Raw genomic sequence first — 19,120 nt, 5'->3', positions numbered from 1 at the left:
CAGTCCGGAACCGTCACATCTCTCTAGAGCGTCAAAGGAGACTCCCATGAAGATACCCATCGTCCGTCGCGTAGCAGCCGGACTGACCCTCGCCATGGCGTTCACTGTCGGCGGCGCTGTGGCAGCGTCCGCCTCGACCACGGGTTCTTCCTTGCCTGCACTCAAAGCAAGTGAATCCGTCGTCGCTCCCCTGGGCGTCTGGCATGTCCTGCGAGACGACTTCAAGAGCTACCCGACGTGCGAGTCCTACCGCGTCAATTATGCAGTGAACTACCCGTATCACGTGGACTCCTACTGCACTGAATCCGCCGCCTCCAATGGGCGTCACTGGTTGTACATCTACTACGGCATCTGACTCGCAGCGAACGAGTTCACGGAGAGTACCCGTTCTGCGCACGACGAGGAGGAAAGATGACGCCCGCACCGGACGAGCGCATGACCGCCATCGGGGTCACGGTGAGCGACGGCGGAGCACCGTGGCTCGTCCCCCGGGTGGTTCCTGTCGAAAACGCCGCGGAAGTCTTCCCCGCCCCGGTCGCCCGCGAGGCCGGCATCCGATTGACCGGGAGCGCCCCGCCTACGGGCCCCGGAAGGCTCGTCGCCGTTCGCGGCCGCAGGGACGGGGAGTCTCTCCGCGTCTCTGAGACCCGCACCGAGAACGTCGTCGACGTGTTCACCCACCACCCGGCGGTGGCGCCCGGTGCGACCTCCGTCTTCGGGCGCCCCCGCGCGACGACGGAGCACGCTCGGTGGGAGGAGGAGATGCTCCGCGACGGCTCCATCCTGAGCCGTCGGTATCTTCGTGCCGAGGACGGATCGTGGCGGGTCATCGTCGCCGCGCACGACATCGAGGCGGCCCGAGCGCCGCTGGAGCGCGCGTACGGTGCGCAGCTAACGCTCGTCCAGGTCGAGTGGACTCGCCGTCAACTCGACGTCGTACGTAACGAACTGTACCGCCGTGCCGACGCATGGCGGATCACAACGCACCTCGACGGGACCTCCGCGACGGGCGTCCCCGTGCTTCGCATCGCCTTGCGCGAGGTCACCGACGAGATCCGCGACTGGCAGCGGACGCTACCGGCCGCGATGGTCGAGTTCTTCCCCCTCCTCGCGGCCAGCACGGATGATGATGGATTCGACGACGACACGCGCGCCTTCCGTCATCTTTGCGCGTCTCCGAGAAGCACCGAGCCGAGATGACCGCCTGCGCGAGGCATTGACGCCCGCTCAGGGCAGAGGCTGATCCCGTGCGCCGATCACGTCCACCGCGAGACCGTGTGACGCCGCTGCCAGCCGTCGGTCGTTCGTCCAGAGCGCCTCGCAGTCGGCAATCTGCGCGGCCGCGAGGTGGAGGGCGTCCGGGGTCCGTAGCCCGAACCGGGCACGGAGCTCCGCTGTACGGACGAAGGCGTCGCCGTCGAGCGGAATCGTGACGAAACGGTCGTAGAGCTGCAGGTGCCGGTCGCGTCGTACCAGATCGTCGGAGCGCAACGGCCCGATGAGACACTCGGCGAGCGCCAGCGGGCTCGTGGCGAGCCTGGTCTCCGCGCCGGCGAGCGCCCGTCGTGCGGCGGCGCCCCGAACACCATCGTCCTCCAAGGCGTAGATGAGGATGCCGGAGTCGACGTAGATCACTCCCAGGCCCCTCTCGACTCCTCGATCTGCGACTCGATCTCACCGGAGGTGCGCTGCGACGCGAGCGGCCTCACATGGCTCTCGATCCACTCCACGATCAGGCGTCCGTCACCGACGAGATCCACCCCCGAGATCGGTGTGATCTGCGCCACGGGGACGCCGCGGTTCGTGATGACGACCTCCGCGCCGGATCGCGCATCCGCGATGAGACGGGACAGGTTGTTCCGCGCATCCAACACACTGTAGGCAGACATGAGGCCGTTATAGCCATGATCCTGGCTAGGACTGTCAGGCGGGGAGGCCCTCTGCGAGCTCGGCGAAGACCTCCGCGGCGGTGTCGTGCGTGGCCAGCGGCGCGGACTGACCGAGCCAGAGGGACTGCAGATCGCCTCGCCCCTGCGTGCCCGCGGCGGCCCGGAACCGGCCTGTGATCCAGTTCTGCGCCGGGAAGGCGGCGATCGCGCCGGCCGCCTCGATCTCGGTCACCGCACGGTTGGCGGCGCCGCGGGCCAGACGCCCGCTCATCGCCCTCGTGAGCACGCTCTCGTCGGCCGCGGTGGCTCGGATCGCGGCGACGTGGGCCTCGTTGGCGGCGGACTCGCGAGTGGCGAGGAAGGCGGTGCCGACCTGGACGCCCTGCGCCCCGAGCGCGAAGGCCGCGGCGACTCCCCGGCGGTCCGCGATCCCTCCCGCGGCGATGACCGGGACCGAGACCGCGTCCGCGATCTGCGGAATCAGCGAGATCCCGCCGACGAGCGAGGATTCGGGCGCACGGAGGAAGGAGACCCGGTGCCCCGCGGCCTCGGAGCCCGTCGCGACGACCGCGTCCACGCCCCCGGCCTCCAGCGCCACGGCCTCGGCCACCGTCGTCGCCGTGCCGATGACGGTGATGCCGCGCTCGTGCGCCGCGTCGACCACCTCGCGCGACGGGACGCCGAAGACCACGCTCAGCGCCGCCGGACGCACGTCCCACACGGCGTCGAGCTGCTCCTCCAGCGTCGGCAGGTAGCGGGCCGGACGCGCCGGAACCTCCAGCCCGACCTCCGCGAAGTACCCGGCGAGCGCACGCGCGGCGTCCTCGTAGCCGTCATCCGGTTCGACCTCGTCTCCCTGGGGAAGCCAGAGGTTGAGACCGAACGGCCGATCGGTGGCGGCGTGCAGCGCGGCGCCGGTCTCGCGGATCCGGTCGCCGTCGTACCCGTACAGTCCGTAGGATCCGAGTCCTCCCGCGTCGCTCACCGCCGCGGTCAGCTCCACCGAGCTGAGGCCGCCGAACGGGGCCAGGATGATCGGGACGTCGATGCCGAGGAGATCCGTGAGCGCGCTCATGCTTCGAGGCTACGCCCGAGCTCCTCCCGGTCGGCGCTCGATGACGGGCGGCGTCCTGACGTCAGTCCGGGACGACCGGGATCGAGCCGGTCATGAGCGAGGGAGGCTCCTCGTCCGGGCCCGCGCCGCGGCGTCGGCGCGCCCCCGCCGTGACCCCGATGCTCGCTGCGACGACCAGCGCGATCGCGGCCATCCGCAGCGGCGTCGCCTGTTGACCGAGGACGATCCATCCGGCGAGCGTCGCGAAGACCGGTTCGAGGCTCAGCAGGATCCCGAACACGCGCTGCGGCAGCCGCCGGAGCGCGGCGAGCTCCAGCGTGTACGGGATGACCGAGGCGAGCAGTGCGGTGAGGCCCGCCATGAGCAGCAGCGAGGGCTCCCCCACGGCCGTCCCCATCGCGGGGATGCCGAACGGCAGCAGCAGCACGGCGGCGACCCCGAGCGCGACCGCGAGGCCGCCGGTGCCCGGGATGAGGGCGCCGACACGGGTGCTCGTGCGGATGTACATCACCCAGAACCCCGCTGCGACGAGCGCGAAGAGGACCCCGATCGGGTCCAGCGGATCGCTGCCGGTGAGCCCGTCCACGGCGAGCAGCGCCATCCCGCCCAGCGCCAGGCCGACCCAGAGGAAGTCCACGACGCGACGGGTCAGCGCGGCGGCGAGGACGAGCGGACCGAGGAACTCGATGGCCACGGCGGGGCCGAGCGGGATCCGCTCGATCGCGGCGTAGTACGTGCCGTTCATCGCGGCGACCGAGACGCCGAACAGGATCGCCGCGGTCCACTGCGCCCGGTTCCAGTGCCGCAGCCTCGGGCGCGCGATGAGGGTCACCACGACGGCGGCGATGAGGACGCGCAAGGACGTGACGCCCCAGGTCCCCAGGGCGGGGAAGAGCGTCGTCGCGACGGCGGCGCCGAACGGCAGGGAGAGGCAGGATCCGATGACGAGGGCGACGCCGACGCCGATGTTCCGCGACGGCGTGCCGACCCCGGCGGCGGAGTTTTCGGGCATCCCCCCAGCTTAGGGTGGGGGCATGCCGTCACCGCAGCCTCGCGCCCGTCCCCTGTGGGTTCCGGTCCTCCTCGGGGCAGGGACGGTCCTCGTCCCGCTGCTGACCGTGTCCGGCGTCGACATGCTCCGCGAGGAGCTGCACCTGCTGTGCTCGTTCGAGCGGATGGGCGACGAACCGGGGAGCTGGTACTGCGCGGACGGCATCGGGTACATCCTCCCCGGCCTCGTCGTGGCCGCAGTGGTCGGACTCCCGGTGCTGGCCGGGTTGCTCCTCGTGCTCACCCTGACCCGGCGCCGGACGACGGCACTGCGTCTCATCGCGCCCCTACCGGTCCTCGCCGTCGCGGGCCTCACCGCAGCCATGACCGTCTCCCGCACTGGCGCGCTGCGTGACGGCACGACGTGGCCCGGCGTCTGGTGGTCCGCGGTCGGATTCTCCGCGGCGATCGCGGTCGGCGGCATCCTGCTGGCGGCGATGACCGTCCGCCCGATGGCCGCCGGTGCGGCCTTGATCCTCCGGATCGCCGCGGGCGTCGGCCTCCTGATCTCCGTCGTCGTGCAGGTCGGGCTCCTCCCCGCGGTCGCGGCGTCCGCGCTGCTCCTCGTGGCCGCAGCCGCGACCACCCCCGTGCGCTCGCGCCCGTCCTCCTCGGTCGAGTGGTCAGTTTCTGCGGGTTGAACGCCACGGAACCCACAAAAACTGACCACTCGACACCGGGGACCCGGACGAACGACGAACGACGGGCGTCGGAGGGACGGACGAAGGGCGGGGACGGCGGGTCAGCGCGGGGTGAGACCGACGCGGAGCGGGGCGTCGGGCGCGGCGGCCTCGGCGAGCGCGGCGTCCACGTCCGTGAGCGGATGCACGGACCCGACGAGGTCGGCGAAGGGATGGGCCCTCCCCCGGCCCGCCATGAACGCCACCGCGGCGGCCAACTCCTGGCCCGTGTAGTTGTGCACCCCGGCCACCGTGACGAGGCCGCGGACGATCCGCTCGGCGTCCAGCGGCACCGGATCCGCCGGGAAGACGCTGCCGACGAGGACCACAACGCCGCCCGTGTCCGCCGCGTCGATCGCCGCGGACACGGCGTGCCCGGACGCCTCGATCACGACGTCCGCCGACTCCGCGTCCACGGCCGCCGGCGGCACCGCCGACAGCTCGAACCGGGTCGCCGTCGCGCGGCGGTCCGGACTCGGATCCGCGATGCGCACGTCGGCGCCCTCCTCCGCCGCGATCACGGCCGCGGTGAGCCCGACCAGGCCCGCGCCGTACACCACCACGCGCGCACCGTCGAGCGGGCGCACCGCGGCGGCACGGGCCACCGCGGCCCAGGCGGTCGCCGTGGCGCAGGACACCGGCGCGAGCGCCGGAGCGGGGAGCGTCTCGGGCACCCGGACGATCGCCGTGCCCGCCCGCAGGTGCACGTGCCCGGCGAACCCGCCGGTCAGCTCCCACCGCGGCTCGACCCGGGAATGGCCGTACTTGGCCAGATCCCGGCACTTCTGCGGGAACCCGGCCCGGCAGCGGTCGCACTGCTCGCACGACACCGTGACGGACCACACGACGCGATCCCCGACGTGCAGGGGCGAGGCGTCCACCGCCGAGGCGCCGTCGTCCCCGATGGCGATGATGCGCCCCACGCTCTCGTGCCCCAGGACCAGGGGCGTGGGGGCGGCCCGCCGGCCCTGGACGGTGTGGAGGTCGGATCCGCAGATCGTGGACAGTTCCACGGCCACGAGCACGTCGCGGGGTCCGAGCGCGACGCCGGGCACCGCCATCCGCTCGTGCCGCTGCCCCGCCCCGAGCCAGACCATCGCGGTCGCGGCGGGCCGCAGCGTCACGTCCCGCCGGCGCACCGGTGCGCCGGTCTGCGCCAGCACCGCGCGCATGTCAGCGGGTCCGGGCGAGCGCGACCCCGGACGGAAGGAGCTCCCGCTCGGCGAGGGCCGCGGCGAGCGCGGTCACGTCGTCGAGCACCGCGTCCGCACCGGCGACCTCCAGCGCCGTGCGTCCGTGTGCGCCGCTGAGCACCCCGGCGACGAAACCGGCGCCGGCCCGCCGCCCGGACTCGACGTCGCTGGTGGTGTCCCCCGCCACCGCGATGGCCTGCACGGCGGAGACCCCCGTGCGCAGCAGCGCCGTGAGCACGAGGTCCGGGGCCGGCCGGCCGCGCCCGGCGTCGACCGGCGACAACGCCACGTCGACGAGGTCGCGCCAGCCGAGGGCGTCCAGCAGCACGTCCCGGGTCGCCGGGGAGAACCCCGTGGTCAGCGCGACCGCGACCCCCTGCTCGCGGAACGTGCGGATCGCCGCGGCGGCGCCGGGGATCTCCTGCGCACCGTCCTCGGAGACGATCTCGGCGTAGGCGTCCTCGAACTGCGCGGTCGCCCGCTCCGCCGCCGCGCGGTCGCCGCCGGCGAGATGCGTGAACACGTCGATCTTCGACTGCCCCATCGTGTCGCGCACGTACTGCAGCGCCTCGGGCCACGGCATCCGATCCGCGACGCCGGTGCGCTCGGCGGCCCGCTGGAAGGCGCGCTCGACGATGCCGTCGTCGAGGACGGTCGTGCCGGCCATGTCCAGGACGACGAGCTCGACGGGCACGCGGTCGGCGACGCGCGGGTCCTCGCTGTGGGTGGGGGTCTGGGTGAGGGCGCTCATGCGGTTCCTTCCGGTCGGCGCGGTTCGTCGTGGGTCGAGGACACCGCCGCGGTGAGGGGTTCGGGGACGCCGTCCCACCCGAACGCCGCCGCGGCCTCGGTCTCGGCGAGCCCCAGTCCGGTCGTCATCCCGATCCCCGTCGTGGCGGCGAGCGCGAGGACGCCGTCCGCCACCGTCTCGACGAGGAACTCGGTCGGCCCGGCGGCGTAGACCCCCTGCCAGCGTTCCAGGACGCGCAGGCGGTCGGCGTCGAACAGCGCGGCGGCCTCGGCGAGGAAGGCGTCGAAGGCCGCCTCGGGCTGGAACGGCCCCGGCTGCACCGCCCGGTGGTGCGAGTCCCCGAGCAGCAGCGACCCGTCGGGGAGCTGGGTGTACATCTGATTGAGGTCGAGCGCGGCGAGCTCGGGCCGCTCGGCGTGCAGCCGCTCGCGCAGGCCCGACGCGGAGGCGGTGGCTCCGAACCGGCCGTAGCGGACGAGCGACCACCCGGTGAGCAGCGGCGCCCGCAGAGGGGCGGGGAGATCGGCCGCCACCCGCATCATGTCGAGTGCGCAGCGCACGACGCCGGCGCGCTCGGCGATCTCCGGCAGCAGCTGATCGAGGTCGTGGTTCACCGCGACGACGACGGCCGCGGCGGAGACCGGTCCGCGCGTGGTGTCCACGCGTCCCGGTCCGACGCCGGTGACGGCGGTGCGCATGCGGAACTCGACGCCCCGTGCGGCGAGGTGACGCACGATCGCTGCGGCGGCCTCCCGCGGGTTCACCTGGAGGTCTCCCTCGATGAGCGCCCCCGAGCGCACGCCGCCGGCGCGCAGCGGCGCGAGCCGGAGCACCTCGTCCGCCTCGATCAGACGGATGCCGGGGAGACCGGGCTCATCGGCGGCGGACGCCTGCGCCGCCTCGGCGAGCACCGCGGCCTCGTCCTCGTGGCGCGCGGCCACGAGCGTCCCGGCCTCGCGCAGCCAGAATCCCGCGTCGTGCGCCAGGCGCGCCCACAGGTCCCGGGAGAGCTCGCCGTAGCGGCGGGCCCGTCCCTCCTGGGCGCCGATGCAGAGGTGGCCGAAGTTGCGGATGGATGCGCCGACGGGCGCGTCGGTGCGGTCCACCACGACGACGCGGAGCCCGCGCCGGGATGCGGCGTAGGCGGCGCCGAGCCCGACGATCCCCGAGCCGACGACGGCCAGATCGTAGCGGCCCGTCATCGGTACACCCGCCGCATCCACATGGCCAGGCCCTCCACCACGAGGACGGTGGCGAGGATCATCAGCACGATCGCGGTGACGACCGGATAGCGGGATCCCTGGCTGGCGTTGAGCAGGAAGTAGCCGACCCCGCCGCCGCCGACGATCCCGAGGATGGTCGCCGCGCGGATGTTCGTGTCCAGCATGTAGAAGCTGTGGCCGATGAGGGCCCGCAGGCCCTGCGGCACGGTCGCCGAGGCGTAGGTCTGCAGACGGGTCGCGCCCACGGCGCGCAGCGCGCGCTCGGGCCCCCGGTCCACCTCCTCGAAGGAGTCCGCGACGAGCTTGCCGAGCAGGCCGATCCCGCCGATGGCGAGCGCGATCACGCCCGCCTGCGGGCCGAGCCCGGTGATCACGACGAGCACGATCGCGAGGATCAGCTCGGGGATGCCGCGGATCCCGACGAGGAGGAATCGCGCGGTGCCGCGCACGCCGGGCCCGGGAGCGACGTTGCGGGCGGCGAGGGAGCCGAGGATCACGGAGGGCAGGAGGGTGAGGACCGTCGCGGCGAGGGCGATCGCGACGGTGTCGCGCATCGCGGAGATCATCGCCGCCGCCTCGTAGTTGCCGAAGGAGGGCGGCCAGAACTTCGCCGCGGTCTCGGGGATCTTCGCCCAGAAGGTGACGGCGTCGCTCCAGGTGATGTCGCTGACGACGATGCTGCCGATCACGACGAGGACCGCCACGACCCCCGCGACGGTGTTGCGCACGCGCGTCGCGGTCCACGGCCGGCGGACCGCCGACTGCACGCTCGCGGCCCATGCCGGACGATCCGCGGGGGCGGCGGCCGGCGTGGCGGCGCCCGTCATCCGCGGGTGCAGGATCCGGTCGATCCAAGAGCGGGTCTGCTGCTGACCGCCCAGCATCGCGCCGCGCACCGCGCTGGAGACGATCTCCATGACGACGCAGAGGACGAAGATGACCAGGGCGATCCCCAGTCCCTTGCCGTAGTTGAGCGCCTTGAACGCATAGGACATCTCCAGCCCGAGGCCGGCCACCCCGACGTAGCCGAGCACGACGCTGCCGCGCAGATTGATGTCGTTGCGGTGCAGCACGGTCGCGACCCAGCTCGGGAGCACCTGCGGCAGGATCCCCGCGGTGAACTCCTGGAGTTTGGATCCGCCGGCCGCGCGGATCGCCAGACGAGGTCCCTCGTCGATCTGCTCGATGGCGTCGGCGAACATCTTCGAGATCATGCCGATCGAGTGGATCCCGATCGCGAGGATGCCGGGCAGGGTGCCCAGGGAGAACATCAGGACGAACGCCATGGCGAGCACGACGTCGGGCAGCGCCCGGGTGAGCACCCCGACGAAGCGCGCGGCCATGCGCCAGGCGTTCCCCGGCGTGGTGTTCGAGGCGGCCAGGTAGGCGATCGGCACGGACAGCACCGCGGCCAGCAGCGTCCCGACGAGCACGAGGCCGACGGTCAGCGCGATGAGCCCGGCGAGTTCGGCCGGTTCCGGGAAGCTCAGCGCCCCCACCCGGGAGAGGAAGTGCTCGGCGTTGCCCCAGCTCTGGATCATGCCCGGAATGGAGATGCCGATCTCGTTCACGGCGAGGACGCCGAGCACGACGAGCGCGAGCAGGGTCAGGGAGGCGGCGATGCGCTCCGGGGAGACGACGCGGCGCGGCGCACGCTCCGCGACGCCCGCGCGGGGCGGGCGGTCGAGTCGAGGGGCGGGGGCGACGGCGGTCACGCGACGGGCTCCTGGTCGCGCAGTCCGGAGGCTGATCCTGCGGCGGCGCCGACGGGGACGGGGGCGAGAAGCTCCGCCTCGACGACCTCCAGCTCCGCGGTGGAGGTGGCGACGCGGCCGTAGATCTCCATCACCTCGGCCTTGCTGAGATCCGTGGTGGGGGTGTCCAGCACGACCTCGCCGTGCCGGAGGCCGACGATGCGGTCCGCCCAGGAGATCGCGAGATCGACCTGGTGGAGGCTGCAGACGACGGTCAGGCCCTCGTCCGCGGCGATCTCGCGGATCAGCGCCATCACCTGGTCGCTGGACTCCGGGTCGAGCGAGGCGACCGGCTCGTCGGCGAGGAGGATCTCGGGCTGCTGCATGAGCGCGCGGGCGATCGCCACGCGCTGCTGCTGCCCGCCGGAGAGGGTGTCGCTGCGCTGATAGGCGCGGTCGAGAAGGCCGACGCGGTCCAGGTGCGTGAGGGCGCGGAGCTTGGCGTCCTTGCCGTACCCCCACAGGCCGAGGCGCGGGCCGCGCACCGAGGAGAGGGATCCGGTGAGCACGTTCTCCAGCACGGTGAGGGAGGGCACGAGCTCGAACTGCTGGAAGATGAACCCCACGCGGCTGCGCAGGCGCCGCAGCTCCCGGCCGCGGAGGGCCGGCACGTCCGCGCCGAGCACGCGGACCTCGCCCGCGGTCGGGGTCTCCAGCCCGTCGAGGTGACGCAGGAGCGTGGACTTGCCCGACCCGCTGAGCCCCAGGAGGACGACGATCTCGCCGGGGGCGACGTCCAGGGCCACGTCGCGGAGGGCGGTGGTCGCGCCGAAGCGCTTCGTCACGCCCCGCAGGCGGACGACGGGGGCGGCGGTGTCGATGCTCATGGTTCTCCTCGGGTCTCCGGCGTCGGGCGACGCGCCGTCCGGCCGCCGAGCGGGCTGCGCTCGACGACCGGGCGGCGTCAGGCGGTCAGGCCTTGCACTGCTCCGCTTCGGTCTTCTTGCAGATGTCGCGGATCAGGTCGTAATAGGCGTCGTCGACCGGCTTCGTGGCGTAGAAGACGCTCCGGAAGGCGTCGGTGTCGGCGCCCTTGATGCCCGCGGCGATGATGTCGTCGATCGTGATCTCGCCGAGAGCGTCGACGAGCTGGTCGGACACCTCGGTGGGAAGCGCCGAGCTGTACACGAGCGGGGCGCCGGGGACCATGGTCTCGGCGATGACCTTCACCTTGTCGGACTTGGCGACCTCGGAGTCCTCCGCGAACCCGACCTCGCACTCGGCGCCCTCACCGGTCTTCTGCACGCTCACGTCGTGCTTTCCGGCGAACACCGGGGTGATGTCGCTCTTCGGGTCGATGCCGGCCTCGAGGAGGTTGTAGCTCGGGAACAGGTATCCGGACGTCGAGGACGGGTCGACGAAGCAGACCTTCTTGCCCTTGAAGTCCTCGATCTTCGTCACGGCGCTGTCCTTGGGGGCGATGGCCTGGGAGTAGTACCCGGGCTCCTGGCCCTCCTTGGTGACGATGGAGGAGATCGGGGTCAGCTTGGCGCCGTTGTTCGTCGCGGTCACGTAGGTGAAGCCGGAGAACGAGGCGACGTCGACCTTGCCGGCCACGGCGGCCTCGATGAGCGCCGCGTAGTCGGTGGACTCGTGGTACTCGACCGTCTTGCCGGTCTTCTCCGCGATGTAGTCCATCAACGGCTGGTAGTTGGTCTCGGTGTCGACGGAGTCGGGCACGACGCCGAAGACGAGCGTGTTCTCGTCGACGGCGAAGCCGCCGTTCGCCGAGGCCGTGTCGGGCGCGTCGGTGCCGGTGGCGGCACCGGCCGTGCCGGAACAGGCGGCCAGGCCGAGGGCGAGCACGGCGACGCCGGCCAGGGCGGGGAGAGCGCGGAGCTTCATGAGGACCTTTCGGGTGTGGGACGGAGATAATCCACGAGCACTCTGCCAAGTTCACGATCGAGATGTATACCTATCTCGGGACTGTTCCGCGACTGTTCACCCGCGCGTTCCTCAGGTGAACAGCGGAGCAACGGGGGCTCGCGCACCCTGACCGACCACGTAGTATGCCTATGTGGCTGATGTTGTCTACATCCAGATCGCCGACGATCTGCGCGCCCGGATCGTCGACGGGCGTCTGCGTCCGGGCGACGCCGTGCCGACCGAGGCGGATCTCGCCGAGCGCTGGCGCACCTCGCGCGGGCCGATCCGCAACGCCCTCGCTCTCCTCCGGGCCGAGGGGCTCATCGAGACCGCACGCGGACGCCCGGCCCGGGTGGTCGAGCGCAAGGCCACCCAGGCGGTGGACGTCTCGGTTCCCTTCACCCGCTGGGCGCGCGAGCTCGGCGCCGTCCCCGGGGCGCAGACCCAGGAGCTGAGCCTGCGCCGGGCCGGCGAGGAGAAGGCGGCGGCGCTGGGGGTCGATCCGGACGACACCATCGTCAGCGTCGTGCGGCTGCGCTTCCTCGACGGGCGGCCCACCATGCTCGAGCGGCTCCACTACACGCACGAGGTCGGCCGGCTGCTGTTCACGATCGACCCCGACGAGGTGTCGATCACCGAGTTCCTGGCCGGCCAGGGGCATCCGATCGTCACGCTCCAGCACGAGATCGACGCGGTCGCCGCCGACGCCCAGGATGCGGAGCTCCTCCGGGTCGCGCAGGGGACGCCGATCCTCCGCCTCACCCGGACGTCGCGGGACGCCGACGGCCGCGTGTTCGAGGCGAGCGAGGACCGCTACCTCTCCAGCATCGTGCGGTTCACCGTCGCCGCGTCGGGAATCTCCCCCGAGGGTCAGTACCTGCGCGCCGTCGGCGGCTGAGCCCGCTCACACGGCGAGCAGCGCTATCCCTCCGACGACCACGACGGACGCCGCCACGCGCCAGCCGGGTCGCCCCTCGCGCAGCACGAAGGCGCCGAACAGGCTCACCAGCACGACGCTCACCTCGCGCAGCGGCGCGACCAGCGCGACCGGCGCGATCGTGACCGCCTGGAGCACGAGGATGTAGGACAACGGCGAGAGCACGCCGAACGCGACAATCCGGCGCCACTGCCGGCGCCCGAGCGCGCGGACGGCCGCCCAGCGGCGGCGCACGGCGACCGAGTAGAACGGGATCTGCAGCGCGGCGGTCCCGACCATGAACGCCACGGGCGACAGCGACCACTGCCGCACCGCGAAGGCGTCCCAGATCGTGTAGACCGCGATCGTGACGCCCGTGAGGAGCCCGAACAGGATGCCCGGATCCATCCCGCGCCGCCCGGAGACCGGATCCGCGCCCACCCGGTCGACGAGCCCGATGGCGATGATCCCCGCGATGAGGACGCCGACCCCCACGAGCGCGGTCGGGGACGGCCGCTCGCCGAGGATCAGCATCGCGATCAGCACGGACAGGAACGGCCCGCTCCCCCGCGCGGTCGCGTACACCGTGGAGAGGTTCCCGACCTGGTAGCCGCGCTGCAGCACGAGCATGTACCCGACGTGCAGGACGCCGGACACGAGCACCCCGAGGAGGAACCCCCGGATGTCGTCGGTGCCGAGCCCGCCCGTGAAAGGGATGGCGACGGACCAGATCACGGTGCTCGCGACGGCGCCCCACCACAGGAACGGGAACCCCGCGCGGCTGATGCCGTGCGCGATGACGTTCCACGCGGCGTGCGCGACAGCGGCGGAGAAGACGAGGACGAATGCGAGTGCGGACACGACGGAACCTTCGGCCCGCCGTGTGGGCACGACGGACGTGGTTCCTCCAGGCTTTTGTCCGTTCAGATGACGCCCCGCCTGCGGAGGCGGGACGTGGCGCCGCTCGGACCAGTCGGGCGGACCCCGGAACCCTAGGCGCTGTCGGGATCCACCCTACATCCGTCGCGCGGAGCCGCGCCGTGCGGGGCGGCGACACGGCGGCCGGCCGTGCGCCGGCCGCCGTCGCACCTCAGAGCCAGCGCTTGTACTTGAAGATCCCGAACAGCGTGACCGCGAAGGCCGCCATGGCGCCCAGCGCCAGCGGGTAGCCGGCGGCCCAGTGCAGCTCCGGCATCACGTCGAAGTTCATGCCGTACACGGTGCCCACGAGGGTGGGGGCGAAGATGATCGCGGCCCACGAGGAGATCTTCTTGATCTCGTCGTTCTGCGCGAGGCTCGCATCGGCCTGTCGACGGGCGACGAGCGCGGACTGCACGGTCAGGGCGTTCTCCAGGATCGCCCGGAACGACTCCACCCGCTCGTCGATCCGGATCACGTGGTCGAGCACATCGCGCAGCGACGTCTGCAGCTCCGCGTCCACCCGGTACTTCTCCGACCCGCGGCGCAGTCCCTGGAGCATGCCGGCCAGGGGGTGCACGGCGCGCTGGACGTTGATGACCTCGCGCGAGAGGTCGTAGATCCGGCGGGAGAGGGCGTCGTCGTCGCTGTCGCCGAAGAGCTGGTCCTCGATCTCGTCGATGTCGTTCTCCAGGCCCGCCACGACGGGCTCGTACTCGTCCACGACCTCGTCGAGGATCGCGTAGAGGACCGCCTCCGGCCCCATCGCGAGCAGCTCCGGGTTCGCCTCCATCCGGCGGCGTACGGCGCTGAGGTCCGGAGACTCCGCGCGGCGGATCGTCACGACGAAGTCGGGGCCGACGAACACGTGCAGCTCGCCGATCTCCACGGCCTCCTGCTCGTCGCGGTACCGCGCGGGGCGCAGCACGGCGAAGAGAGTGTCGCCGTACCGTTCCAGCTTGGATCGCTGGTGCCCGGATCGGGCGTCCTCGACGGCGAGGGGGTGCAGGTCGAACTCCCGGGCGACCGAGGTGATCTCCTCGGGGCTCGGGTGGTAGAGCCCGATCCAGGCCAGTCCCCGGTGGGCGTCCATGATCCGGTACGTCTCGTCCAGGCTCGCGGGGGTCTCCACGCGGCGGCCCGCCACGTACACTCCGTTGTCGACAAGGGTCATGCTGCGATTCCGTTCTCGCGCGCGCACGCCCGCCCGGGGCGGCGCGTCATCCATCAGCTGCCGGAAGGGCGCCGCCGAGGAAGCGCGACGGATCGTCGTCCCGAGCACAGGCTCGGGAGGGCCGGGGCGAGCGGGGCTCAGCGCACGGCGAGACGGCGTCGCGACAGGGCGGCGCCGGTACTATCACCTGCCATCGCGCTCACCGCCTTCGTCTCTCTGGAGTCTTCGGACCCGACAGGCCAGTCTACGCCCGCCTGCCGCCGACCGCCAATGCAGCGCCGCCCGACCTCGCCGTCCCCTCTCCCCCATCCCCTATCCCCCCTCTCGTCCGTGCCGTCGCTCACGCCCTCTTCGTCGAGTGGTCAGTTTTTGTGGCCTCGGAGCCCGTGAACCCGCAGAAACTGACCACTCGACGCCGGAGGGCGGGGACATCTCACACCTGTGACGATCGACACAGCTGCGGTATCTTTCTCGCATGGCGACCGAGGAGAACCAGAGGGACATCGAGGACGGGATCGTCACGGACCTCCGGGACCGGATGACGTACAGCTCGTACCTCGCCCTGGATCAGCTGCTCTCCGCACAGCACCCGGTGAGCCGCCCCGAGCACCACGACGAGCTGCTGTTCATCATCCAGCACCAGACGACGGAGCTGTGGCTCAAGCTCGTCCTGCACGAGCTGGGCACGGCGCGCGCCCGGCTGGCCGAGGACGACCTGCGCGCCGCGCTCAAGCACATCGCGCGGGTCAAGCACATCCAAGAGGTCCTCACCCAGCAGTGGTCCGTGCTGGCGACGCTCACGCCCACCGAGTACGCGCAGTTCCGCGGCGACCTGGGCAACTCGTCGGGATTCCAGTCCGTCCAGTACCGGGCGGTGGAGTTCGCTCTGGGCAACAAGAACGAGCGGATGCTCGGCCTCTTCCGCGACCACGCCGAGAACCTCGCCCTGCTCACCGCCGAATGGGAGCGGCCCACGGTGTACGACGAGTTCCTGCGACTCCTCGCCCGCCGCGGGCTGCCCGTTCCCGGGGCGATCCTGGAGCGGGACGTGCGGCTCCCGTACCGGATGCACGACGAACTCGTCCCCGTCATCCGCGCCGTCTACGAGGACCCGCACCGCCACTGGGACCTGTACGAGGCGTGCGAGGAGCTCGTCGACGTCGAGGACAACTTCCAGTTCTGGCGCTTCCGGCACCTGCGCACCGTGACCCGGACGATCGGCAGGAAGATCGGCACGGGCGGCTCCAGCGGGGTGGACTTCCTCCAGCGCGCGCTGGAGCTGACCTTCTTCCCGGAGCTGTACGCCGTCCGCACGGAGATCGGACGGTGACCGTCGTCCGCGCGGTCTCGTTCTTCGACGGGACCGCGATCCGCGAGGGCCGGATCGAGGCGGACCCTCCCGGGCTCCGACTGCGACCCGAGACCGCCCCTCCGGGCACGCCCCGCCTGGCCGGGACCGTCACGGGCCGTTTCACCGACCACCACGTGCACCTGCAGCTCGTGGACCCGTCGCTGCTCGCACGGAGCCGGCTCGGGCGCGTCGTCGACCTCGGCGCCGACCCGGGCGGGATCCGCGCCCTGTGCCAGGCGCACGCCTCGCCGACGCCGGAGCCTGCACGGCCCGGCGACGCCGGTGTCGTGCGGATCGAGTACGCGGGTGCCTTCCTCACCGCGCCCGGCGGCTACCCGTCGGACCGGCCGTGGGCGCCGCCCGGATCCGTGCGCGAGATCACCGACCTCGCCTCCGCGGCACGTGCGGTCGCCGAGATGCACGACGCGGGGGCGACGAGCGTCAAGCTGACGAGCAACAGCACGGCGGGCCCGGTCCTCGACGACGACCTCTTCGCCGCCCTCGTCCGTCTCGCCCACGCCCGCGGGCTCGCCGTCCACGCGCACGCGGAGGGTGCCGGGGAGGCGGCGCGCGTCGCCCGCCTGGGCGCGGACGTGCTCGCCCACGCCCCTTTCACGGAGCGTCTGGAGGACGCGGAGATCGCCCGGCAGGCGGCCTCGGTCGCGTGGATCTCGACACTTGCGATCCACACCGGAATCGAGCGGGACCACGCGATCGACAACCTCCAGCGTTTCCACGCCGCAGGCGGGACCGTTCGGTACGGCACGGACATGGGCAACGGCGACACTCCGGTCGACCTCCGTGTCGACGAGGTGCGGGACCTGCGCGCGGCGGGGGTCACGGACGCCGCGCTCCTCCGCGCGCTCGCCCCGGCGGATCCGCTCCTGCGGGGGAGCGCTCTCCTGCTGCTCCCCGACGGCGACCCCGCCCGCGCGCACCCCCTCGCCGCGGGGGACCTCGCCCACGACCCCGCCCCGACGGAGCACGGCCACGATGCCCCGTCCGGATCCGAATCCCCCGCGCCGACACGACGCCCCGATCCGAAGGAGTCCGCATGACGGATGACCTGCTCGCCCGCGCCGCCGCCCTCGACGAGGCCGATCCGCTGCACGATCGCCTCGCCCTATTTGCGGAGGCCCCCGGCGTCCACGCCTACCTGGACGGCAACTCCCTCGGGCGGCCGCTCGCGGCGCTGCCCGAACGCGTCGCCCGCTTCGTCCGCGAGGACTGGGGCACGCGCCTGATCCGGTCCTGGGACGAGGCGTGGATGGAGCTCCCGCTCCGCCTCGGCGACCGCATCGCCGAGGTCGCTCTGGGCGCCGCCGCCGGTCAGACCGTCGTCGCGGACTCCACGAGCGTCCTGCTCTACAAACTCATCCGGGCCGCCGTGGGCTCCCGCACCGGGACCGGGCGCACCGAGATCGTCGTGGAGCGCGGCAACTTCCCCACCGACCGGTTCATCGTCGAGGGGATCGCCGCCGAGACCGGATCCACGGTGCGGTGGATCGATCCCGATCCGGTCCTGGGCGTCGCGGCGGACGACGTCGCCGCCGCGGTGGGCGCATCGACCTCCGTCGTCGTGCTGAGCCATGTCGACTACCGCTCCGGGGCGCTCGCGGACATGGCCGGGATCACCCGCCTCGCGCACGACGCCGGGGCGCTGGTCCTCTGGGACCTCTGCCACTCGGTCGGCGTCGTGCCGATGCAGCTGGACGCCTGGGGCGTCGACCTCGCCGTGGGGTGCACCTACAAGTACCTGAACGGCGGGCCCGGCTCCCCGGCGTTCGCCTACCTCCGCGCCGAGCACCAGGGGCTCCTCCGCCAGCCGATCCAGGGCTGGTGGGGCGCCGCGGACGTCTTCGCGATGGGCCCCGAGTACGCGCCGGCCCCCGGGATCCGGCAACTGCTCAGCGGCACCCCGCCGGTGATGTCGATGCTCGGGATGCAAGGCATGCTCGACCTCATCGACGAGGCGGGACCGGACGGCGCGCCGGGCATCGAGGCCGTGCGGGCGAAGTCGGTCTCGCTCACGGAGCTCGCCGTGCGGGCGTACGACGAGCTGCTCGCCCCGCTCGGGGTCCGGCTCCTGAGCCCGCGCGACCCCGCGGTGCGCGGAGGCCACGTCACGATCGGCCACCCGGACTTCCGCGCGGTCACCGCGGCCCTGTGGACGCAGGGCGTCATCCCCGACTTCCGCTTCCCCGACGGGATCCGCCTGGGCCTGTCGCCGCTGAGCACCTCGCACGTCGAGACCGTGCGCGGCGTCGTCGCCGTGCGCGACGCCCTGGGCCGATGAGCCGGGAGCCCTCCGTCATCGCCGGCCCGGTCGAGCGGACCGCTGCCGTGCGCGACGACGCGGCCCGGGTCGGCACGGATGCTCTCCCCGACGGGGACGGGCCCGTCCTCGACGACGTCGACGCCCGGCCCGGCAGCACCGTGTCGTATCTGCGCACGGTGATCGGGCTGTACCTGCGCGATCTCGGCGGCCGGATCTCCGCCGCCGACCTCGTCCGCCTGCTCGGCGAGCTGGAGCTGCCGCCCGCCCGGGTGCGCGGCGCGCTCACCCGGGTCAAGCAGCGGGGGCTCCTCCTCGCCGACCGCTCCGACGGCGTCGGCTACCGCCTCAACCCGGCGGCGGCGGGGATGCTCGCCCGCGGCGATCGGCGGATCTTCGCCGTGCGCGAGGCGGATCCCGCCGACGGCTGGTGCCTGGTGTCGTTCTCGGTGCCGGAGAGCCGACGCGACCTCCGGCACCGGCTGCGGCGGGGCCTCGCCTGGATCGGCTGCGGGACCGTCTCCCCCGCGCTGTGGATCTGTCCGGAGCACCTGGCCGACGAGGCGGCTCAGGTCGTCGCCGATCTCGGCGCGGCGGAGTTCGTCACGCTGTTCCGGGGCGCGGCCCCGGCGAGGGATCTCCCGGCGGCAGTACGCGCATGGTGGGACCTGGACGCCCTGCGGCACGAGCACGAGGGCTTCCTCGCCGCGATCGCCCCGCTGCACGTGGTCGACGGCGCCGACGAGGCCGCCGCCTTCGCTGCCTACGTCCGTCTCGTGGACGCGTGGCGGATCCTGCCCTACGTCGACCCGGGTCTTCCGTCGGCGGTCCTGCCCGGCGACTGGCCCGGGGTGCGCAGCACTGCGGCGTTCGCCGAACTGTCGAGCCGCTTCCGCGCGGGCGCGCGCCGCCACGTCCGCGCGGTCACCTCACGTTGACCGCCCCCGCGGACGTCGCCCCGCCTCCCCCGCCGAGTGGTCAGTTTCTGTGGGTTGCGCGGGCGCG

The 19,120-nt window shown here is 72.6% G+C and carries 20 protein-coding genes; 8 read left to right on the top strand and 12 right to left on the bottom strand.

Annotated elements, in window-relative coordinates; all coding sequences use genetic code 11:
- Window positions 1-46: 46 nt before the first annotated feature.
- Both K8F61_RS16770 and K8F61_RS16765 read left to right on the top strand, forming a co-directional pair.
- Window positions 47-355: a hypothetical protein gene (locus K8F61_RS16770; RefSeq protein ID WP_231819969.1), complete on the top strand. Its 309-nt coding sequence runs from the start codon at window positions 47-49 to the stop codon at window positions 353-355.
- Window positions 356-411: 56 nt separating this feature from the next.
- On the top strand, window positions 412-1,200 hold the full coding sequence (locus K8F61_RS16765; protein WP_231819967.1) for a hypothetical protein: 789 nt from the start codon (window positions 412-414) through the stop codon (window positions 1,198-1,200).
- 27 nt (window positions 1,201-1,227) lie between these two features.
- On the opposite strand, the gene K8F61_RS16760 is transcribed toward K8F61_RS16765, so the two are convergent.
- The 4 genes from K8F61_RS16760 to K8F61_RS16745 all read right to left on the bottom strand — a co-directional run bounded on the left by K8F61_RS16760 (window position 1,228) and on the right by K8F61_RS16745 (window position 3,976).
- The gene (locus K8F61_RS16760) at window positions 1,228-1,635 is read right to left on the bottom strand and encodes a type II toxin-antitoxin system VapC family toxin (RefSeq protein WP_231819966.1); all 408 of its coding nucleotides are present in this window, start codon (window positions 1,633-1,635) and stop codon (window positions 1,228-1,230) included.
- Entirely contained in the window at window positions 1,632-1,889 is a 258-nt protein-coding gene (locus K8F61_RS16755; protein WP_231819964.1) for a type II toxin-antitoxin system Phd/YefM family antitoxin, read from the bottom strand. The genes K8F61_RS16760 and K8F61_RS16755 overlap by 4 nt, the downstream gene beginning before the upstream one ends.
- A 34-nt stretch (window positions 1,890-1,923) precedes the next feature.
- The gene (locus K8F61_RS16750) at window positions 1,924-2,964 is read right to left on the bottom strand and encodes an NAD(P)H-dependent flavin oxidoreductase (protein ID WP_231819963.1); all 1,041 of its coding nucleotides are present in this window, start codon (window positions 2,962-2,964) and stop codon (window positions 1,924-1,926) included.
- A 61-nt stretch (window positions 2,965-3,025) separates the two neighbouring features.
- Complete coding sequence (locus K8F61_RS16745; protein ID WP_067250540.1) at window positions 3,026-3,976, bottom strand: EamA family transporter; 951 nt, start codon at window positions 3,974-3,976, stop codon at window positions 3,026-3,028.
- A 22-nt stretch (window positions 3,977-3,998) separates the two neighbouring features.
- On the opposite strand from K8F61_RS16745, the gene K8F61_RS16740 reads away from it, so the two are divergent.
- Window positions 3,999-4,655: a hypothetical protein gene (locus tag K8F61_RS16740; protein WP_231819962.1), complete on the top strand. Its 657-nt coding sequence runs from the start codon at window positions 3,999-4,001 to the stop codon at window positions 4,653-4,655.
- Between the two features lie 101 nt (window positions 4,656-4,756).
- On the opposite strand, the gene K8F61_RS16735 is transcribed toward K8F61_RS16740, so the two are convergent.
- The 6 genes from K8F61_RS16735 to K8F61_RS16710 all read right to left on the bottom strand — a co-directional run bounded on the left by K8F61_RS16735 (window position 4,757) and on the right by K8F61_RS16710 (window position 11,460).
- Complete coding sequence (locus K8F61_RS16735) at window positions 4,757-5,866, bottom strand: alcohol dehydrogenase catalytic domain-containing protein (RefSeq protein ID WP_231819960.1); 1,110 nt, start codon at window positions 5,864-5,866, stop codon at window positions 4,757-4,759.
- A 1-nt stretch (window position 5,867) separates the two neighbouring features.
- Window positions 5,868-6,638 (bottom strand): phosphonatase-like hydrolase, encoded by a 771-nt coding sequence (locus K8F61_RS16730; protein WP_231819958.1) that lies wholly within the window; start codon window positions 6,636-6,638, stop codon window positions 5,868-5,870.
- Window positions 6,635-7,840: a TIGR03364 family FAD-dependent oxidoreductase gene (locus tag K8F61_RS16725; protein WP_231819956.1), complete on the bottom strand. Its 1,206-nt coding sequence runs from the start codon at window positions 7,838-7,840 to the stop codon at window positions 6,635-6,637. Before K8F61_RS16725 ends, K8F61_RS16730 begins: the two co-directional genes overlap by 4 nt.
- Complete coding sequence (gene phnE / locus K8F61_RS16720; RefSeq protein WP_231819954.1) at window positions 7,837-9,576, bottom strand: phosphonate ABC transporter, permease protein PhnE; 1,740 nt, start codon at window positions 9,574-9,576, stop codon at window positions 7,837-7,839. The genes K8F61_RS16725 and phnE overlap by 4 nt, the downstream gene beginning before the upstream one ends.
- Window positions 9,573-10,442, bottom strand: a complete 870-nt coding sequence (phnC, locus tag K8F61_RS16715) for a phosphonate ABC transporter ATP-binding protein (RefSeq protein WP_067247327.1) — start codon at window positions 10,440-10,442, stop codon at window positions 9,573-9,575. Before phnC ends, phnE begins: the two co-directional genes overlap by 4 nt.
- Before the next feature lie 85 nt (window positions 10,443-10,527).
- On the bottom strand, window positions 10,528-11,460 hold the full coding sequence (locus K8F61_RS16710) for a phosphate/phosphite/phosphonate ABC transporter substrate-binding protein (RefSeq protein ID WP_219085568.1): 933 nt from the start codon (window positions 11,458-11,460) through the stop codon (window positions 10,528-10,530).
- 172 nt (window positions 11,461-11,632) lie between these two features.
- Between K8F61_RS16710 and K8F61_RS16705 the strand changes: the two genes are divergently transcribed.
- A complete protein-coding gene (locus K8F61_RS16705) occupies window positions 11,633-12,379 on the top strand; it encodes a GntR family transcriptional regulator (RefSeq protein WP_067247320.1) in 747 nt (248 codons plus the stop codon).
- Between the two features lie 6 nt (window positions 12,380-12,385).
- On the opposite strand, the gene K8F61_RS16700 is transcribed toward K8F61_RS16705, so the two are convergent.
- Together K8F61_RS16700 and K8F61_RS16695 are read right to left on the bottom strand one after the other, a co-directional pair.
- Window positions 12,386-13,258, bottom strand: coding sequence for an EamA family transporter (locus K8F61_RS16700; protein ID WP_231819952.1), 873 nt, complete (start codon window positions 13,256-13,258; stop codon window positions 12,386-12,388).
- A gap of 229 nt (window positions 13,259-13,487) precedes the next feature.
- Window positions 13,488-14,489, bottom strand: coding sequence for a magnesium and cobalt transport protein CorA (locus K8F61_RS16695; protein ID WP_067247313.1), 1,002 nt, complete (start codon window positions 14,487-14,489; stop codon window positions 13,488-13,490).
- A gap of 475 nt (window positions 14,490-14,964) precedes the next feature.
- On the opposite strand from K8F61_RS16695, the gene K8F61_RS16690 reads away from it, so the two are divergent.
- The 4 genes from K8F61_RS16690 to K8F61_RS16675 are packed head-to-tail and all read left to right on the top strand — an operon-like array spanning window position 14,965 to window position 19,053.
- A complete protein-coding gene (locus K8F61_RS16690; RefSeq protein WP_231819951.1) occupies window positions 14,965-15,819 on the top strand; it encodes a tryptophan 2,3-dioxygenase in 855 nt (284 codons plus the stop codon).
- The gene (locus K8F61_RS16685; protein WP_231819950.1) at window positions 15,816-16,898 is read left to right on the top strand and encodes an amidohydrolase family protein; all 1,083 of its coding nucleotides are present in this window, start codon (window positions 15,816-15,818) and stop codon (window positions 16,896-16,898) included. The genes K8F61_RS16690 and K8F61_RS16685 overlap by 4 nt, the downstream gene beginning before the upstream one ends.
- Window positions 16,895-18,136, top strand: coding sequence for a kynureninase (locus K8F61_RS16680; RefSeq protein ID WP_219087017.1), 1,242 nt, complete (start codon window positions 16,895-16,897; stop codon window positions 18,134-18,136). Before K8F61_RS16685 ends, K8F61_RS16680 begins: the two co-directional genes overlap by 4 nt.
- Complete coding sequence (locus K8F61_RS16675) at window positions 18,133-19,053, top strand: PaaX family transcriptional regulator (protein WP_231819948.1); 921 nt, start codon at window positions 18,133-18,135, stop codon at window positions 19,051-19,053. Before K8F61_RS16680 ends, K8F61_RS16675 begins: the two co-directional genes overlap by 4 nt.
- Window positions 19,054-19,120 lie beyond the last annotated feature (67 nt).

The sequence above is a fragment of the Microbacterium resistens genome, assembly GCF_021172025.1.
GTDB classification, from domain to species: Bacteria; Actinomycetota; Actinomycetes; order Actinomycetales; family Microbacteriaceae; genus Microbacterium; species Microbacterium resistens.
The sequence above is the reverse complement of the archived record's forward strand: the minus strand, read 5'-3'. Positions and strand labels throughout refer to the sequence as shown.

Coding starts and splice junctions, on each gene's coding strand:
- K8F61_RS16770 (WP_231819969.1), top strand. CDS start 47: ATGAAGATACCCATCGTCCGTCGCGTAGCAGCCGGACTGACCCTCGCC.
- K8F61_RS16765 (WP_231819967.1), top strand. CDS start 412: ATGACGCCCGCACCGGACGAGCGCATGACCGCCATCGGGGTCACGGTG.
- K8F61_RS16755 (WP_231819964.1), bottom strand. CDS start 1,889: ATGTCTGCCTACAGTGTGTTGGATGCGCGGAACAACCTGTCCCGTCTC.
- K8F61_RS16750 (WP_231819963.1), bottom strand. CDS start 2,964: ATGAGCGCGCTCACGGATCTCCTCGGCATCGACGTCCCGATCATCCTG.
- K8F61_RS16745 (WP_067250540.1), bottom strand. CDS start 3,976: ATGCCCGAAAACTCCGCCGCCGGGGTCGGCACGCCGTCGCGGAACATC.
- K8F61_RS16740 (WP_231819962.1), top strand. CDS start 3,999: ATGCCGTCACCGCAGCCTCGCGCCCGTCCCCTGTGGGTTCCGGTCCTC.
- K8F61_RS16735 (WP_231819960.1), bottom strand. CDS start 5,866: ATGCGCGCGGTGCTGGCGCAGACCGGCGCACCGGTGCGCCGGCGGGAC.
- K8F61_RS16730 (WP_231819958.1), bottom strand. CDS start 6,638: ATGAGCGCCCTCACCCAGACCCCCACCCACAGCGAGGACCCGCGCGTC.
- K8F61_RS16725 (WP_231819956.1), bottom strand. CDS start 7,840: ATGACGGGCCGCTACGATCTGGCCGTCGTCGGCTCGGGGATCGTCGGG.
- phnC (WP_067247327.1), bottom strand. CDS start 10,442: ATGAGCATCGACACCGCCGCCCCCGTCGTCCGCCTGCGGGGCGTGACG.
- K8F61_RS16710 (WP_219085568.1), bottom strand. CDS start 11,460: ATGAAGCTCCGCGCTCTCCCCGCCCTGGCCGGCGTCGCCGTGCTCGCC.
- K8F61_RS16695 (WP_067247313.1), bottom strand. CDS start 14,489: ATGACCCTTGTCGACAACGGAGTGTACGTGGCGGGCCGCCGCGTGGAG.
- K8F61_RS16690 (WP_231819951.1), top strand. CDS start 14,965: ATGGCGACCGAGGAGAACCAGAGGGACATCGAGGACGGGATCGTCACG.
- K8F61_RS16680 (WP_219087017.1), top strand. CDS start 16,895: ATGACGGATGACCTGCTCGCCCGCGCCGCCGCCCTCGACGAGGCCGAT.
- K8F61_RS16675 (WP_231819948.1), top strand. CDS start 18,133: ATGAGCCGGGAGCCCTCCGTCATCGCCGGCCCGGTCGAGCGGACCGCT.